At 61.0% G+C, this 16724-nt stretch carries 17 protein-coding genes and 1 tRNA gene; 7 read left to right on the forward strand and 11 right to left on the reverse strand.

The genetic code is table 11. The features are described 5' to 3' along the window. Positions 1-1017 (reverse strand): nicotinate-nucleotide--dimethylbenzimidazole phosphoribosyltransferase, encoded by a 1017-nt coding sequence (gene cobT / locus INS80_RS01685; protein WP_192963877.1) that lies wholly within the window; start codon positions 1015-1017, stop codon positions 1-3. 101 nt (positions 1018-1118) lie between these two features. Here cobT and INS80_RS01690 point away from each other — a divergent pair, with 101 nt between their 5' ends. Then, positions 1119-1874, forward strand: coding sequence for an adenosylcobinamide-GDP ribazoletransferase (locus INS80_RS01690; RefSeq protein ID WP_192963878.1), 756 nt, complete (start codon positions 1119-1121; stop codon positions 1872-1874). 4 nt (positions 1875-1878) lie between these two features. On the opposite strand, the gene INS80_RS01695 is transcribed toward INS80_RS01690, so the two are convergent. The 6 genes from INS80_RS01695 to INS80_RS01720 form a co-directional block, all read right to left on the reverse strand. Then, the gene (locus INS80_RS01695) at positions 1879-2652 is read right to left on the reverse strand and encodes an ion channel (RefSeq protein ID WP_192963879.1); all 774 of its coding nucleotides are present in this window, start codon (positions 2650-2652) and stop codon (positions 1879-1881) included. 90 nt (positions 2653-2742) lie between these two features. After that, positions 2743-3252 carry a CarD family transcriptional regulator gene (locus INS80_RS01700; protein ID WP_192963880.1) on the reverse strand — a complete coding sequence of 170 codons (510 nt, stop codon included), beginning with the start codon at positions 3250-3252 and terminating at the stop codon, positions 2743-2745. Positions 3253-3629: 377 nt separating this feature from the next. Then, positions 3630-3968, reverse strand: a complete 339-nt coding sequence (fdxA, locus tag INS80_RS01705) for a ferredoxin FdxA (RefSeq protein WP_192963881.1) — start codon at positions 3966-3968, stop codon at positions 3630-3632. Positions 3969-4031: 63 nt separating this feature from the next. Further along, positions 4032-4406, reverse strand: a complete 375-nt coding sequence (locus INS80_RS01710) for an RNA-binding S4 domain-containing protein (protein ID WP_192963882.1) — start codon at positions 4404-4406, stop codon at positions 4032-4034. Positions 4407-4412: 6 nt separating this feature from the next. After that, on the reverse strand, positions 4413-7352 hold the full coding sequence (locus INS80_RS01715; RefSeq protein ID WP_192963883.1) for a helicase-related protein: 2940 nt from the start codon (positions 7350-7352) through the stop codon (positions 4413-4415). Between the two features lie 20 nt (positions 7353-7372). Then, positions 7373-7948 (reverse strand): tetratricopeptide repeat protein, encoded by a 576-nt coding sequence (locus tag INS80_RS01720; RefSeq protein ID WP_192963884.1) that lies wholly within the window; start codon positions 7946-7948, stop codon positions 7373-7375. A gap of 99 nt (positions 7949-8047) precedes the next feature. Here INS80_RS01720 and INS80_RS01725 point away from each other — a divergent pair, with 99 nt between their 5' ends. From INS80_RS01725 to INS80_RS19445, 4 genes are all read left to right on the forward strand, one after another. Beyond that, positions 8048-8338 carry an SCP2 sterol-binding domain-containing protein gene (locus INS80_RS01725; RefSeq protein WP_192967151.1) on the forward strand — a complete coding sequence of 97 codons (291 nt, stop codon included), beginning with the start codon at positions 8048-8050 and terminating at the stop codon, positions 8336-8338. Positions 8339-8392: 54 nt separating this feature from the next. Continuing rightward, on the forward strand, positions 8393-9352 hold the full coding sequence (locus INS80_RS01730) for an alpha/beta fold hydrolase (protein WP_192963885.1): 960 nt from the start codon (positions 8393-8395) through the stop codon (positions 9350-9352). Between the two features lie 122 nt (positions 9353-9474). Then, positions 9475-11295: a M3 family oligoendopeptidase gene (locus tag INS80_RS01735; protein WP_192963886.1), complete on the forward strand. Its 1821-nt coding sequence runs from the start codon at positions 9475-9477 to the stop codon at positions 11293-11295. Positions 11296-11505: 210 nt separating this feature from the next. Then, positions 11506-11931: a BLUF domain-containing protein gene (locus tag INS80_RS19445; RefSeq protein ID WP_192963887.1), complete on the forward strand. Its 426-nt coding sequence runs from the start codon at positions 11506-11508 to the stop codon at positions 11929-11931. Between the two features lie 26 nt (positions 11932-11957). On the opposite strand, the gene INS80_RS01745 is transcribed toward INS80_RS19445, so the two are convergent. Beyond that, positions 11958-12227, reverse strand: coding sequence for a DksA/TraR family C4-type zinc finger protein (locus INS80_RS01745; protein ID WP_192963888.1), 270 nt, complete (start codon positions 12225-12227; stop codon positions 11958-11960). A gap of 159 nt (positions 12228-12386) precedes the next feature. Between INS80_RS01745 and INS80_RS01750 the strand changes: the two genes are divergently transcribed. Continuing rightward, positions 12387-13559, forward strand: coding sequence for a dipeptidase (locus tag INS80_RS01750; RefSeq protein ID WP_192963889.1), 1173 nt, complete (start codon positions 12387-12389; stop codon positions 13557-13559). 590 nt (positions 13560-14149) lie between these two features. Here the strand turns inward: INS80_RS01750 and rpoH are convergent. Together rpoH and INS80_RS01760 are read right to left on the reverse strand one after the other, a co-directional pair. Further along, positions 14150-15046: an RNA polymerase sigma factor RpoH gene (gene rpoH, locus INS80_RS01755; protein WP_192963890.1), complete on the reverse strand. Its 897-nt coding sequence runs from the start codon at positions 15044-15046 to the stop codon at positions 14150-14152. Positions 15047-15215: 169 nt separating this feature from the next. Continuing rightward, a complete protein-coding gene (locus INS80_RS01760) occupies positions 15216-16250 on the reverse strand; it encodes an RluA family pseudouridine synthase (protein WP_192963891.1) in 1035 nt (344 codons plus the stop codon). On the opposite strand from INS80_RS01760, the gene INS80_RS01765 reads away from it, so the two are divergent. Continuing rightward, complete coding sequence (locus INS80_RS01765) at positions 16249-16560, forward strand: DUF6476 family protein (RefSeq protein ID WP_192963892.1); 312 nt, start codon at positions 16249-16251, stop codon at positions 16558-16560. The two genes, INS80_RS01760 and INS80_RS01765, sit on opposite strands and share 2 nt — an antisense overlap. A gap of 85 nt (positions 16561-16645) precedes the next feature. Here the strand turns inward: INS80_RS01765 and INS80_RS01770 are convergent. Then, positions 16646-16722, reverse strand: a tRNA-His gene (locus INS80_RS01770). Positions 16723-16724 lie beyond the last annotated feature (2 nt).

Below are 16724 nucleotides of genomic sequence, written 5' to 3' on the forward strand. Positions count from 1 at the left end.
TCAGCCGTCCGAAACCCCTGCTTCGGCAAAGGTCGCCATGCCACTGTGACAGGCAATTGCGCCTTTCAGGATCTGGATCGCCAGTGCGGCCCCTGACCCTTCGCCAAGGCGCAGGCCCAGTGTCAAAAGCGGCTCTTTTCCCAGTTTCTCGAGCAGCGCGAAATGGGCCGCCTCCGCCCCCTTGTGGCCCGCAACGGCGTGATCCAGCGCGCCCCCAGCGATTTTCATCAAACAGGCGGCGGCCGCGCAGCAGATATAGCCGTCCAGAATCACTGGGATACGCAACACCCGCGCAGCGGCTATCGCGCCCGCCATGGCGGCAATCTCGCGCCCGCCAAGACGCATCAGCGCATCAAGCCCATCCTTGATATCGGCCCCATGCAGGGCGACGCCCTCTGCCACGACGCGGGCCTTGTTCGCCAGCCCCGCATCGTCGACGCCGGTGCCCCGGCCAGTCCAGTCCGCGGCCTCGCCCCCGAACAGCGCGCAGGCAAGTGCGGCAGCGGCGGTGGTATTACCAATGCCCATCTCGCCCACCACCAGAAGATCGGCCTCTGGATCAACGGCATTCCAGCCGGTTTGCAGGGAGGACAACAGTTCATCCTTGCTCATCGCCGGGGCTTTGGTGAAATCCTGCGTGGGGCGATCCAGATCCAGAGCGTGCACATCCATGCGGGCCCCGGCCAGTTTGGCCAGTTGGTTGATCGCCGCCCCGCCATGATCAAAGTTCAGCACCATCTGTGCCGTCACCTCGGCCGGGAAGGCAGACACCCCTTGCGCGGTGACGCCATGGTTGCCCGCAAAGACGATCACCTGCGGGGCCGTGATCTCGGGGCGCTCGCTGCCGCGCCAGCCTGCGTACCAGATCGCCAGATCCTCGAGCCGACCCAGTGCCCCCGGCGGTTTGGTCAGCTGGCCATTGCGCGCTTCTGCCCCGGCCGCCGCAGCGCCATCGGCATTCGGTGCGGCATTGAGCTGGGCACGAAAGTCATCAAGGGAAGATATCTGGGGCAGCATGGATCAGCCTCGTTGCAAAGGTTGGCGTGACGCGGGTAAAGCGGTTGCGCACCTGTTTAACCGCTCGCCCCCGCGCCGCAAGTCCCGCAAGAGGCCCGCAAATGCGAAAATACGACATCCGCGCCGCCGATATCCTTTTAGCGCTGGTTCTTTTGACCCGCCTGCCACTGCCGCATCTGCCAAAAGCGGCCTTCAAACGGCAATCCTCTGCGGTCTGGGCCTTTCCCGTAGCAGGCCTTGCCGTTGCGCTGCCCGCCTGCCTTGTGGCTTCGCTCGCCCTGAGCCTCGGCCTGCCCCATATGGTTGCGGCCGGGCTGGCCTTGGCCGTGCAGATCCTACTCACCGGCGCCATGCACGAGGACGGGCTGGCTGATACCGCAGATGGGTTCTGGGGCGGATTTGACACTGCGCGTCGGCTCGAGATCATGAAGGACAGTCAGATTGGTACCTATGGTGTTCTGGCGCTGATCCTGGGGCTGGGACTGCGCTGGACAGCCTTTGCCACGCTTCTGGAGGCCCTCGGCCCGTGGCCTTTGCTGGCACTGGCCGCCCTCAGCCGCGCGGCAATGCCGACTTTGATGTATGCCCTTCCAAACGCACGGCAGGCGGGACTGTCCCACGGGGTTGGCCGCCCCGGAAAAAATCCTGTGATCCTTGGCGCTGGAATCGCGCTGGGCATCTCGATGCCGGTCCTGGGGCCTGTCGCCCTTTTTTGTGCAGCCCTAGCGATGCTTGCGGCGACGCTAGGAATGGCAGCCCTTGCTCGTGCCAAGATCAGGGGACAAACAGGCGACACTCTGGGCGCGACACAGCAGATCTGCGAGATCGCCGGCCTGTTGGCGTTGCTGGCCCTCTGACGGTTCAGTCGACGCCGCCTGTCAGGATTTTTAGTTGCTCCCCGCAGTGCTTGCAGTGCACCGCATCTATGTCATGGCGGGTCAGACCACAGGTCGGGCAGGTATAACGCACCTTCTGCGGCTGAAAGATCGCTTGTGCCAACCGCACGAAGAGCGCCACCCCGACAACCATGACAAAGACCGAGAACATCTTGCCTGCAGGCGATGCCATGGTGATGTCACCAAAACCGGTCGTGGTCAGCGTGGCGACGGTAAAGTAGAGCGCATCGATGTAAGGCGACTGGGTCTGGGTTTCATCAATAAAAAAGATCAGCACCGCCATCGTGGTGGCAAAGATAAACACGAACAAGTTGATCCCCGCCAACAGCGCATCCTCGTTGCGGCGAAAGAAGGTGCTGTCTCGCCGCAGATCCCGGAGCAAATGGTAGGAATGGATCAGGCGCAAAGCCCGCAAGATCCGCAAAAAGGCGAGACTGCCCGAAAACAAGGGATCGAGCAGAAGGGTCACGATGACCACAACGTCGGCCAGAGTGTAGACCTGCCAGAAGAAGGCCTTGCGGTTCTTGGCGATCCACAGCCGCGCGGTCAGGTCCATACCGATAATCACGCCCAGCAGCTGGCTGATCGCAATCAGCAGCAGCCCGTGTTCCACATGAGCCGTGGCGATAAAGAACAGAATGGTGAGCGCATCAAAGGTAATGACGCTGTAGCGAAAGCGCACGGCACCTCTTGATGTGCCCTCATACAGCGCGGCGAGGCGCGATTTCAGCTTTAGCATGGGATTGGTCTTTCAAGACGCAGGGACCAGCACGACAAAGGGCCGCGCAGTTCCCGGCACGACCCCTGTTTCAAAAGTCTTAGCGCTGATTTAGGCCGCGCGCGAGGTCAGGACCTCATCCACCTGTTTGGCGGCGGAGATCTCATCCCCGTCCGATACCGCCGCAACCTCGCGGGTCAGACGCTCCAGCGCGGCTTCATAGAGCTGACGCTCGGAGTAACTCTGTTCGCGCTGATCATCGGTACGATGCAAGTCGCGCACCACTTCCGCGATGGCAATAAGGTCGCCCGAGTTGATCTTTTGCTCGTACTCCTGGGCACGGCGCGACCACATGGCCCGCTTGACCTTGGCCTTGCCCTTGAGGGTTTTCATGGCCTGGCTAATGACATCGGGCGAGCTGAGCGAGCGCATGCCCACTTCGACCGCCTTGTTGGTCGGCACACGCAGCGTCATCTTGTCTTTTTCAAAGGTGATCACGAAAAGCTCCAGCGCAAAGCCGGCCACTTCCTGCTCCTCGATCGAGATGATCTGCCCGACACCATGGGCCGGGTATACCACATAATCATTAGGGCGGAATTCGAGCTTCTTCGATTTGGTCATACAGGTCTTTCCTTGCACTTCGTCGGCTGGCCGGCCGACACAACAACGACAAAAGCACCTAAGGCGGATCACTTCGCGCGATCCGCGCTCACGCTATAGCCGCAGAAAAACTGCCCAAGTTGCACAAGAACGCATCCGGCAGGTCAGGCACATCTCTCTCATTCTGGGTATCTAAAAACAATAATACCACAAAACGCGGCCTGTCGGAAGGCGGCCGCGTTCAGCGGCAGGCACCTGACGCAAACGCTTAATTTAAAGGCATTTCACAGGTGAAAGACTCTTCAGTAAAGGACACACACACATGCCGAAGGGACGTGTTGAGCGAATCGCGCGAGGACACAGATCCAACAATCGGTCCGGCCGCTAATCCCCGAGTCTCAGCCCCCCTCGCCGGGCGCTTCGGAGAAGTATTTCTCCATCTTGCCTTCTTCGCCGTCACGCTCTTCGGCCTCCGGCAGCGGGTCTTTCTTTGAAACGATCACCGGCCACATTTCAGAATATTTCCGGTTGAACTCCACCCATTTTTCCATGTCAGGCTCGGTATCGGGACGGATCGCATCGGCGGGGCATTCCGGTTCGCAGACGCCGCAGTCGATGCATTCGTCTGGATGGATCACCAGAGTGTTCTCACCCTCGTAAAAACAGTCGACCGGGCACACTTCGACACAGTCGGTGTATTTGCAGGCGATGCAGTTTTCCGTAACGACATAGGTCATGAGGCCAGGTCCCGTTTTCTGTTTGACGCTTAGCTAATCCAGCGCGGCGTCATCTTCAAGACGTCAATAGATGTCTCGACCGCGGGTAAGATCAAGCGCTCTGCGGGATTTCTTGTCAGGCCGCCCCTTTCCCTCGAACCGGGGATTGTCCGGAACGGTTTCCTGCTTTTCAGTCATATCATGGTAGAGCGCCTGCGCCTCGGGGGCGGGACCCCGCCGCTCACCGATGGCCTCAACGCGGACGACACGAATCTGCCGTCCCTGCGGAAAGGTCAGAACGTCCCCTGGAGAGACGTTCTGAGCCGGTTTCGAAATCTTGTCGGAGTTGAGCCGAACATGCCCCGCAGCGACCTGTTTCGCGGCCAGGCTGCGCGTCTTGAAGAACCGCGCATGCCATAGCCACTTGTCGATACGGATCTTGGCGGCTCCGCCCTCCATCGCGAATCAGTCGCCCTGCTTCAACCCCATCAGCGCTGCGGCGAAGGGGTTGTCGGGATCGATCTGCTTTTCCTTCTTGGGTGGACGGGCCGAATAGGTCTTGCCACCCTGCTGCGAGCGTCCGCCCTTCTTGCCGCCGGGCTTGCCCGGGCCGCCCTTGGCACCACGGGGTTTGCCCTTGCCGCCTGCACCGCCGCGAGCATCCTGCCCCCGGCGCTGGCCACGGTTGCCAGCGCCCTGCTGACGGGCACGACCGCCCCAGGTGAAGGTGTAGAAGACCTCGATTTCAGGCGCATCGACTGCGGCATCCGCAGCAGCGCCCGTTGGGGTTTCGTTCTCGGCGACCTCAGAAACAGCTTCTGCAGCTTCAGCTTCGGGTGCTGTTTCGGCGACGGGCGCAACGCCTGCGTCCTCGATGGCAGCCGCTTCGGGTACAACATCGGCCGCAGCCACTTCCCCATCGCCCGCCGGAGCGGCCGCAGGCGTGTTCTCTGCCTCGGCTGCGGCGTCCATCACGGGCTGACCTTCCGCAGGCGTGCCGGTCTCGGCCACAACCGCATCCACGGGTTTGACTTTTTCCCGCTCCCCCTTTTCGGCGCGGTAGCCAAGCCCCTGCATCAGGTCGGCGAATTGCTCCAGCGTCATGCCAGTGATCGACAGCATGTCAGGCTTGGCTTCAAAGCCGCCCCGGCTGTCCTCGGCGCGCAGCATGTCGGCCAGACGCTCCAGCATATCAACGCGGATCATCCGCTCACCAGCGGCGCGGTAGCCAGACATGGTGTCATAGCCTTCCGGCGCATCCTTAATCGTCGGCACGGTCACAAGGCCCGGAGGTGGTGCCTCGGGGAATTCCTGCAGGCCGTTCGCAAGCGACCAGAGCACCAGGCGCAGCCGCGTCGGCGCGGGTTTCAGCAGCAGCGGCATGAAGATGGTGAACTGACCAAAGCGCAACCCATGTTTGCGCAGGGCGCCGCGGGCGTCCTGATCCAGATCCTTGACCTCCTGCGCGACGGTGTGGCGAGGCAAAAGGCCCAGCGCCTCGACCATGCGGAAGGCAAACCCGCGGGCCAGACCGTTCAGCTCTTCGTCCTTCTGCAGGTTCAAAAGCGGCTCGAACAGGGCCTGAATCTTGCGGCTGATGAAATGCTGCAGGCGGCGTTCGACCTTTTGAGCAACCTCGCTACCGGCGGCATCATCCACGAAGACCTGCACACCCGGCGTAAGCGGATCTGCCCCGGCAACCAATTTGCCCACCGCGCTGTCGCCCCACATGAGGCCGCCCTGTTCGGTGAAATCGATCTCGGTATCGGGTGCGTTGTAGAACCGGTCTGCCCGGAGATGAAAATGCGGCACCAGCGCCTGCATAGACGCGGATTTCAGCGCCTTTGCCTCGGCGCCTTCTGCGCCCTTGTCAGGCGAGAACCGGAACCCATCGAGCCGTCCGACAAATTCGCCTTCGACGGTCACTTCACCCTTGTCATTCACTTCGGCCAAAAGGGCCTCCTTCTGTTTGAGCCGGCGCAAAAGCACGGATGTGCGCCGGTCCACAAATTTTTCAGTCAGCCGCTCGTGCAGTGCGTCCGACAACCTGTCTTCTACAGCGCGTGTGTGCTCGCGCCAATGACTTTCATCACGCAACCAGACTTTCCTTTGGGCCACGTAGGTCCATGTGCGGATAAATGCCAGCCGTTTGGACAGAACGTCAATATTTCCGTCCATTCGGTCGATCCTTTTGATCTGCCGTGCCATCCAATCGTCGGGCACAACGCCGCCACCATGTAGATGATCGAAAATCCCCCGCAAAAGAGAGGCGTGTTCGCTGTGGCTGATACCGCGAAAATCGGGGATTCGGCAGACATCCCACAACAGGCGAACCGAAGGCGCATTGGTGGTGCGAGCCAGAATCTCAGGGTCTTGCGACAGCGCCTTCAGCGCCAACAGGTCATCCGCCTCGCGCGCCTTGATCAGAACCTCATCCTGCGGGCTGGCCTCCAGCGAACGGATCAATGCCTCAACCGAGCCAAACTGCAAGGCGGCAGAGCGCCAGTTGAGTTTCTTCAGCGGCGTGAACCGATGTTCCATGATCGCCTGTGCCGTGCCCTCATCCAGGGGCCGGGCATCGCCGGTCACGCCAAACGAACCATGGCTCATCCCTCGCCCGGCACGCCCCGCGATCTGGGCCAGCTCATTGGGGGCAAGGGGGCGCATGCGGCGCCCGTCGAATTTGCTGGTCGAGGCAAAGGCGACGTGGTCGATATCCAGGTTCAGCCCCATGCCGATGGCATCGGTGGCCACCAGGTAATCGACCTCGCCATTCTGATAGAGTTCCACTTGCGCATTGCGCGTGCGCGGGCTGAGCGCCCCCATCACCACGGCAGCGCCGCCTTTCTGGCGGCGGATCAGCTCGGCAATGGCGTAGACGTTGTCCACTGAAAACCCAACGATGGCGGTGCGCGGCGGCATCCGGCTGATCTTTTTCGATCCCGCATAGACCAGATCTGACATGCGCTCGCGGCGGACGAACTCCACGCCCGGCACCAAGGCCTGAATCGGCCCGCGCATGGTGTCGGCGCCCAGGAACAGTGTCTCATGGGTGCCGCGCGCGCGCAAAAGGCGGTCGGTGAAAACATGGCCGCGCTCGGGATCGGCGCACAGCTGGATCTCGTCCAAGGCAAGGAAATCGCAGCCCATTCCTTCGGGCATCGCCTCGACAGTGCAGATCCAGTACTGGGCACGGGGCGGCACGATGCGCTCTTCGCCGGTGACCAGCGCCACAACGGATGGGCCACGCGCCGCGACGACCTTGTCATAGACCTCACGCGCCAGAAGGCGCAGAGGAAAGCCCATGATGCCGGTGCGATAGCCGAGCATCCTGTCGATAGCATAGTGGGTCTTTCCTGTGTTGGTCGGACCAAGAACGGCCACGACCCGTGATGCGTTTGCCATAAGAGCCACCCCGGCGGGGCCTAAAGTTCCTTGCCCTCGACCAGGGGCGCCAATCGGTCGAGCGCCTTGGTTACTTCCTCGTGGTTCGGATGTATAGCCTTGGCGCGCAAGTAAGCCTGATAGGCGTTTTCGGGATCCCGGAACTGTTCAAATATCGTGCCCAGCGCAAAGATCGCATCGTAATCATTGGGATTGAGCGCCAGCGCCCGCTCAAGATCCGCCACCGACGGGCCATAAAGCCCCGCCACGAAATAGGCCCGCGCGCGTTCATACCAGCCGCGAGCAAAGCCCGGTGCATGATCGGTCAGCGCGGTCAGGTGTTCGATTGCGACTGCGGTCTCCCCCCGTTCCATCGCTTGCATGCCCCGTTTCAGCAGAAGATCCATGGCTGGCGATCCGCTTTTTCCCCAAATCGCCTGCAACTCTCGTTCAATGGCATTCGCATCAACCGGATCAGCCCGCGACAGCTCACTCAGCAGCTCAGCCTCCTGAACAGTTGCACCGGGCTGCCCCGCCGCCATGGAAGGCAGGGAAAACGTGACTGTCAGCGCCGTTGCCGCCACGATAGCTTTGAGGTTCAGAACATTTGCAATCATGATGGTTCAATGTAACCCAAGGCAGCGTATTTACCAGTGGCGTAGACAAATGCTTCACACAAAAATGCGATGCCCCTGCAAATGAGCGAGGAAAAACTGATGACCGACACCCTGACACAAGCCGCGGAAGCCCTGAATGCAAAAATGGACGGCGGCGGATTTGACGGCAGCGCCAAGTTCCAGATCGAAGACATGGGTGCAATCGTGCTGGACAGCGACGGCGCGCGTGTCAGCGATGACGAGACTGACGTGACCATGTCCGCAGATGCTGAAACATTTGAGGCGATCCTGTCGGGCGAACTGAACCCCACCGCCGCCTTCATGTCCGGCAAACTGACCGTGGACGGCGACATGGGCACCGCGATGAAGCTGGCCTCGGCCCTGGCCTGATCGCTGAACCCTACACTACGGTCCAAGCACTGGGCCGACCAAAGGAGACCCTTGATGGAGCTGACCCCTGCCCCGTATTTCGGTGAAATCGCTGACGGACCGGAGGGGGGAGCGGCGCATTGGGTCTCTTGCGAAGATGGCCTGCGCATTCGCGTGGGCCATTGGCTGCCACAGGATACGGCACGCGAGGCGATCAAGGGCACCGTCCTGATCTTTCCCGGCCGCACCGAATATGTTGAAAAATACGGCCCCGCTGCGGTCGATCTGGGCAAGCGCGGCTTTGCCAGCCTTGCGATTGACTGGCGCGGCCAAGGCATCGCAGATCGCATGCTGGACGACCGACTTTTGGGTCACGTGGATCACTTCCCCGATTTCCAGCGCGACGTGCGTGCGATGGTAAGACTGGCCGAGGCGCTGGAGTTGCCCAAACCCTGGTTCCTGCTGGCACACTCCATGGGGGGCGCGATCGGCCTGCGCGCCCTGATCGAAGGGCTGCCGGTCAAGGCCTGCGCCTTTACCGGGCCTATGTGGGGGATCCAGATCCCCGCTGCCATGAAACCCGTGGCGCACGTGCTGGGCGCGCTGGCCCCTGTCCTTGGCTTCAGTGCCATGCGCGCGCCGACGACCACCAAGGCCCACTACGTTCAGACCGCCCCTTACGAGGGCAACACCCTGACAAACGATGCGGACATGTACCGCTTCATGCAGGAGCAGCTTGAAGCTGAGCCTGACCTCACGCTTGGTGGCCCGACGGTGCACTGGCTGAGCGAAAGCCTGAAAGAATGCGCCCGCTTAGCTGCTCTGCCCTCTCCAGCGCTGCCCTGCATCACCTTCCTTGGCAGTGACGAGCAGATCGTGAACACCGAAGCCATTCACGACCGCATGCGCCGCTGGCCCGGAGGCGAGCTGGATCTGGTTCAGGGCGCCCAGCACGAGGTGGTGATGGAAGGCCCCGCCATCCGCCAGCATACCTTTGACCGCATGTGCGCGCTCTTCGATCAGTACCGTGGCTGAGATCGCATCAATTATTGGCAACGGCTGATTGCTTGTGATCCCGTGCAGCCCTGCTTAGATGTTTGGGAAATGGCGCAAGCTACTGCGCCCCGTCTTTTCACATGACCCTTCAAGGAGGCCCCATGTTCCAACTCCCTTTCCCCCTTCGCGACGCCAATGCAGGCTCTGGCCCCGACAGCCTCGGCAATCTGCCCGAGTGGGATCTGACCGATCTCTACACGGCGGTCGACGCCCCCGAACTGGCCCGCGATCTGGATTGGCTGGAGCAGGAGTGCAGCGCCTTTGCAGCCGATTACGAAGGCAAGCTGGCGAATCTTGATGCCAAAGGGCTGCTGGACTGCGTTCTGCGCAACGAGAAGATCAACGCCATCGCCGGGCGCGTGATGTCCTATGCGGGCTTGCGCTATTACCAGCTGACCACAGATGCGGACCGCGCCAAGTTTCTGTCGGACTGCCAGGAAAAGGTCACCGTATTCACCACGCCGCTGGTCTTCTTCACGCTGGAGATCAACCGCATCGAGGACGACAAGCTGAAGGCGCTCTTTGCGGAAAACGCCGACCTTGCCCGCTATGAGCCGGTGTTCCGTCGCATCCGAGCGATGAAGCCCTACCAGCTGTCCGATGAGCTGGAAAAATTCCTGCACGATCTGGGCGTGGTTGGCGATGCTTGGGAAAAGCTGTTCGATGAAACCATCGCGGGCCTCACCTTCACCGTCGGCGGTGAAGAGCTTAACATCGAAAGCACGCTGAATTTCCTGACCGACCCGGACCGCAGCAAACGCGAGGCCGCCGCGCGTGAACTGGCGCGTGTCTTTGCCGAGAACATCAAGATCTTTGCCCGCGTGCACAACACGCAAGCCAAGGAAAAGGAAATCGTCGACCGCTGGCGCGGCATGCCGTCGGCGCAGATGGGCCGCCACCTGTCCAACGACGTGGAACCAGAGGTCGTCGAGGCCCTGCGCGAGGCGGTCGTGGCCGCCTACCCCAAGCTGTCGCACCGCTATTATGAGCTCAAGCGCAAGTGGCTGGGCCTTGACCGCATGCAGGTCTGGGACCGCAACGCCCCCCTGCCGATGGAAGTCACCCGCACCGTCGGCTGGGACGAGGCCCGCGATATCGTGATGGAGGCCTATGGAGCCTTTGATCCGCGCATGGCGGATCTGGCCGATCCCTTCTTCAACAAGGGCTGGATCGACGCGGGCGTGAAACCCGGCAAGGCGCCGGGCGCCTTTGCCCACCCCACCGTCACCGAGGTGCACCCCTACGTGATGCTGAACTACCTCGGCAAACCGCGCGATGTGATGACGCTGGCGCATGAGCTGGGCCATGGCGTGCACCAGGTGCTGGCCGCCGGGCAGGGTGAGATGCTGTCCTCCACCCCGCTGACCTTGGCGGAAACCGCATCTGTGTTCGGTGAGATGCTGACTTTCCGCAAGATGCTGGAGAAAGCCAAGGACAAGAACGAGCGCCGCGTGCTGCTGGCGGGCAAGGTCGAGGACATGATCAACACGGTCGTGCGCCAGATCGCCTTTTATGACTTCGAGTGCAAACTGCACGAAGCGCGCCGCGGCGGAGAGCTGACCCCCGATGATATCAATGCGCTCTGGATGTCGGTGCAGGCCGAATCCTTGGGCGAAGCCTTTGATTTCATGGACGGCTATGAGACGTTCTGGGCCTATATCCCGCATTTTGTCCACTCGCCCTTCTACGTCTACGCCTATGCATTCGGCGACGGGCTGGTCAACGCGCTCTACTCGGTTTACGAGGAGAACCCCGAGGGCTTCCAGGAGAAGTATTTCGACATGCTGAAGGCGGGCGGCTCCAAGCACCACAAGGAGCTTCTGGCGCCCTTTGGCCTTGATGCCTCGGACCCCAAGTTCTGGGACAAGGGCCTGTCGATGATCTCTGGCATGATCGACGAGCTGGAGGCGATGGAAGATTGATCCCGCGCTTCAGGCGGGTGCCCAGCGCCCGCCTGAGCCTTTCTCGTTGCAAATACTCGATGGGGCTTCGGGGGGCCTGAGGGAGACAGGCAATGCGGCATGCTTTGGCCTCTCAATGGCGGCCCACGCTCGGTCGCCTGGCACAGCTTAAGCTCAGATAAAGACTTTTCGGCTACCCTTTGCACGTGTTGTATGTGGAGGTAACCAGTTATGTCGTTACATCGCCTTATCTACACGTCTGTGCCCAAATCCATTGGACCGGCCGACATAGATGACATCTTGAAGACATCGAGGCGGAACAATAAGCGCGACAACCTGACCGGAATGCTCGTGTTTACCAGCGACTTCTTTTTGCAGGTTATTGAAGGTAATTGTGACGCATTGTCTCGACGGTTGATCTTGATTGGACATGACCAACGGCATGAAAGGCTTCAACTGCGCAGGTTTGAGCAGGTCGATGAACGCCTGTTCTCCGCCTGGGATATGCACTATGTGGCCCACAATCAGGCCTCGCTTGCCACATACGGCGGCTTTTTCGCGGGAGCGCGGTTTCAACCCGAGTTGATGACCGCTTCCGCCCTGTTGAAGATGTGTCAGAGAATGGCAAACGATGTCCAGACACCACTAAGCGCATAGACGGGACATTTCCTGCTTCACGCGCCCTACTTGAGCTGACTGTCCTTCGATCCACGCCGGTTTATGCCGCCGCGTTGTGCGCGCATCCCGTCACGTTCTTCCTGACAATCGATGCAGAGCTTTACACCCGGGCGGGCGAGGCGGCGTTTTTCGGGGATCTCCTCTTCGCAGTCGGCACAATGGGTCAGGCTGTCGCCCACGGGCTGTTTCTGCGCCTTCATCCGCGCCAACTCGTCACTGATCGAAGCTTCGATCTGCTCGGTCACCGCGCCGTCGCGTGCCCATCCGCCTGCCATGCTCTGCCCTCCTGCTCTCCTCTCGGGTGCCGGGAAGCCTAGGCCGCAGGGAACCGCACCGCAAGACCGGCGGCTGCCCCTACGTTTTCCTTGCGCCATCCCTTGGCCGCAGTAGCCTGCCCCCAGTTTCATATACGTGATTTCAGGGAGGATAATGTCATGGGTGGATTTCTGAAATGGGTGGGCCGACTGGCAATCCTGCTGGTCCTTCTGGTGATCGGCGCGCTGATCTTTGTTCCCGGATACATCGAGCGTGGCCGGAATGTGGTTGCCGAGCATGCCCCCTACCCCGTCAGTCCGCAGGCCGCGGCCCTGCATGACACCCTGCTGATCGGAGATCTGCACGCCGATCCCCTGCTCTGGAAGCGCGATCTGACTAAGCGCAGCGATCGGGGTCAGGTAGATATCCCGCGCCTGATCGAAGGCAATGTGGCGCTGCAGGTCTTTACGGCGGTCACCAAATCGCCTGCCGGCCAGAACTACGACCACAACGAGGCCGACGCGATGGACAATATCACCCTGCTCGCCCTCGCCCAGATGTGGCCGATCAGAACCTGGGGATCGCTATTCGAACGCGCTGTTTATCAGGCGGAAAAACTGCACGGGTTCGAGGCACGTTCAAACGGCCAGCTGCGCATCATCAAATCAGAGGCCGATCTGGACGCGCTCTTGGAGCGCAAACTGTCGGGTGAAGCCGTTGTGGGCGGCATCCTTGGCATCGAAGGCGCACATCCGCTGGAGGGCGATCTCGATAACCTGCAACGGCTGCAGGACGCAGGTTACAGGCTTGTGGGGCTGCACCACTTTTTTGACAACGACCTTGGCGGCTCGCTCCATGGCGCCAATAACGCAGGGCTAACTCAGTTTGGCCGCAGCGTCGTGCAGGCCGTGGTGGACCGGGGCCTGATCCTGGACCTGGCGCATTCCAGCCCACAGGTCGCCCGGGATGTGCTGGCGATGACCGATATCCCACTGGTCGTCTCACATGGCGGCATCCACAAGGGCTGCCCGGTCAAGCGCAACTTCGAAGATGATTTGATGCGCGCCATCGCCGCAAACGGCGGTGTGATCGGCATCGGCTACTGGAAAGACGCAATCTGCGATGACAGCCCCGCAGGGGTCGCAGCGGCCGTGAAGGTTGGCATCGAGGTGGTCGGGGAGGATCACGTCGCGCTGGGTTCGGATTTTGACGGATCGGTGGAAACCACCTTTGACACCTCAGAACTTTCGGCCCTCACCCATGCCATGCTGGAGGCGGGCCTTAGCCCCGAGCAGATCCGCAAAGTGGCCGGAGAAAACATGCTGCGCGTTGTTAGGGCGCGGCTGGATTGACCATGCACTGCTCCTGATGACTTTTTGCACGCCGCCCTCCGGGGCGGCGTTTGTTATTTGAGGCAGCCCCCCAGCCCAAACCCGACAAAACTAGTCAACTATCTGAATTTAAACATTTTTATTGACCCCACCCGCGGCAGGGCCTATCTAACGTTCAAGATCTGCAGCAAGCCAGAATCAGAGGCAGCACGCAGCCAGCTACTCCAGCCAGGACGCCGCATCGGCTCCCAGCCAGACAGCCAGCACCGCCAGCCACCCGAATTCCAGCCAGCCACACACCGCCAGCATCTCGCCAGCGCACACCGATCCCAGCCAGCCTTTCGCAAGCAGTTGATCAGAGGGCTCCGAGAGGTCTTTCAGAAAGCCAGCCGCCCGCCCTGCCAGCTCTGAGCCTTCTCTATGCCTCCGAAAAGCTTGATCAGCTCGTTCGCGGACTTGCCCTCCCGCATCCGGATGCGCCTCATAGTCAGGCTTTCGACCGTCACGCGAGAGGCCATCCAACTTGTTTATTCGGCCTGAGGCGGCACCAATGAAAGGGGGCTGCCCGATGGACAGCCCCTTTCATCAACTATCTATGAGCCTGTGCACCCTTAGGCGCTGGTCAGCATGCCCTTGGCAGAGGCCAGTTCCCGCATCTTGTTCTGCAGCTTTTCAAAGGCGCGGACCTCGATCTGGCGGATGCGTTCGCGGCTGACGTCATACTGCGTGCTCAGTTCTTCCAGCGTCACCGGTTTGTCTGCCAGACGGCGCTGGGTCAGGATGTCCTTTTCACGGTCGTTCAGCACGTCCAGGGCCTGCGCCAGCAGCTCGCGCCGCGCTTCCAACTCATCGCGTTCTTCGTAATCGCCGGCCTGGTCAGCATCCTCGTCCTCAAGCCAGTCCTGCCACTGCATGGTGCCTTCACCCTCGCTGCCGACGGTGGCATTGAGCGAGGCATCGCCGCCGGACATGCGCCGGTTCATCGAGATTACTTCATCCTCGGTCACGCCAAGATCGGTTGCGATCTTCTTGACGTTGTCGGGGTGCAGGTCGCCCTCTTCCAAAGCACCAATGCGGGCCTTCGCCTTGCGCAGGTTGAAGAACAGCTTCTTCTGCCCCGAGGTGGTGCCCAGTTTCACAAGGCTCCAGGACCGCAGGATATACTCCTGGATCGAGGCACGGATCCACCACATGGCATAGGTGGCCAGACGGAAGCCTTTCTCCGGGTCAAACCGTTTAACCGCCTGCATCAGGCCCACGTTCGCCTCGGAAATCACCTCGGCCTGAGGCAGCCCATACCCGCGATAGCCCATGGCGATCTTTGCCGCCAGGCGCAAGTGAGAGGTGACCATTTTATGCGCCGCTTCGGTATCCTGCTTTTCCACCCAGCGCTTGGCCAGCATGTACTCCTCTTCCGGCTCCAGAAGCGGGAACTTCCGGATTTCCTGCATGTAACGGTTGAGGCCACCTTCCGGAGTCGGTGCAGGCAGGTTCGCATAATTCGCCATTCGGTCTGTCCCTCCCAATGTTTAAGGACTTAACATCAGCGTCGTTGTGGAAGGGATATGGGGAGGAGGATCTCCCGTTTCAAGCCCTTCCGATAACCTTACGTTATTCTAACCGGTCTGATGCGGTCTGTAACCTTGATCACAGGGGACATCACAAAAATGCGATCCGTCAACATTGAGGGGTGCGCAGCGCGTCCAGCAGGTCACGCATGTCCTGCGGCAGAGGGGCTTCGAACCGCATCTCCTCCCCGCTGACCGGATGGGTAAAGCCCAAAACGGCTGCATGGAGCGCCTGGCGTGGGAAAGTCTGCACCGCCGCAATGGCTTTTTCGCTCAGAGCCTTGAGGGGTAGCTTGCGCTTGCCGCCATAGGTGGGGTCGCCAATCAGGCCATGACCTGCATGAGCCATATGAACTCGGATCTGATGGGTGCGCCCGGTTTCCAGCCAGCATTCGATCAGCGCCGCCACCGGTGGCGTTCCAAAGGGTTCGACAATGCGCGCACGGGTGACGGCGTGACGCCCGCCATGAAACAAGACGGCCTGGCGCTGGCGATCCGTCTTGTGACGCGCCAGTTGGGTGGTGAGCTTGAGGATATTGCCGGGTTCGAAACTGGCGCCCTTCACTCCGCGCAGGCGTGGATCATTGCCATCGGGCCCTCCGTAACAGACAGCGCGGTAGTAGCGCTCCACCGTGTGACGTTCGAACTGTACGGCCAGCCCCTGATGCGCTGCATCCGACTTGGCGACCACCAACAGGCCCGATGTTTCCTTATCAATCCGGTGCACGATACCGGGGCGTTTCACGCCACCGACGCCCGAGAGGTTCTCCCCGCAATGATGCATCAGGGCGTTTACCAAGGTGCCCGAGGGCGTTCCCGGCGCCGGGTGCACCACCATGCCCGCCGGTTTATTGACAACGATCAGATCGTCATCCTCATAGATCACATCGAGCGGGATATCCTCAGGGCCGATGTGGCTGTCGCTGGCTTCCTCGACCGTGACGGCAATCACCGCGCCCGCCTCGACCCGTGCCTTGGGATCGCGCGTTACCACGCCATCGACCGACAGGGCCCCTTCGTCTATCAGCCGTGCCAGCCGGGTGCGCGACAGCGTCGCCTCCTCTGGCACATCGCGCGAAACCGCTTTATCAAGGCGCTTAGGCGGGTTTTCCGCGATGACGAACTCTATCCGGCGGCGCTCCATGACAGATCCTTCCCAGCCCGAATTGCAAGACGAGCCGCCGCAGCTGAAGTTCCTGCGCCGACTGGTGACCACGCTGACCGCGGTCATGATTGGCGGGCTTGTAGTGGTAATCACACTGCTTGTCATCCGCCTGTCTGATGACGGCCCCAGCTTTCCGAGCCAGGTCACCCTGCCCGCGGGAGTGAAAGCTCAAGCGGTCACCTTTGGCACCGGCTGGATGGCGGTGGTTACCGAGGATCAGCGCATCCTTATTCTGGATTCCGAGACCGGCGCCATTCGGCAGGAGATAGCCCTGCAACCTGCACGATAGCACGAAGCAATATTCCTTATGCCCCCAAACGGCAGTTGGACTGTAGCACCAGCAAGCTGTGAACCAGAGTTTCATCGGGATAGGATGGTACCGCCTCCCTGGCTTGAACAGGGGACCTCTGGATCCACAATCCAGCGCTCTAACCAACTGAGCTAAGGCGGCAC

The organism is Phycobacter azelaicus (assembly GCF_014884385.1).
GTDB lineage: Bacteria > Pseudomonadota > Alphaproteobacteria > Rhodobacterales > Rhodobacteraceae > Phycobacter > Phycobacter azelaicus.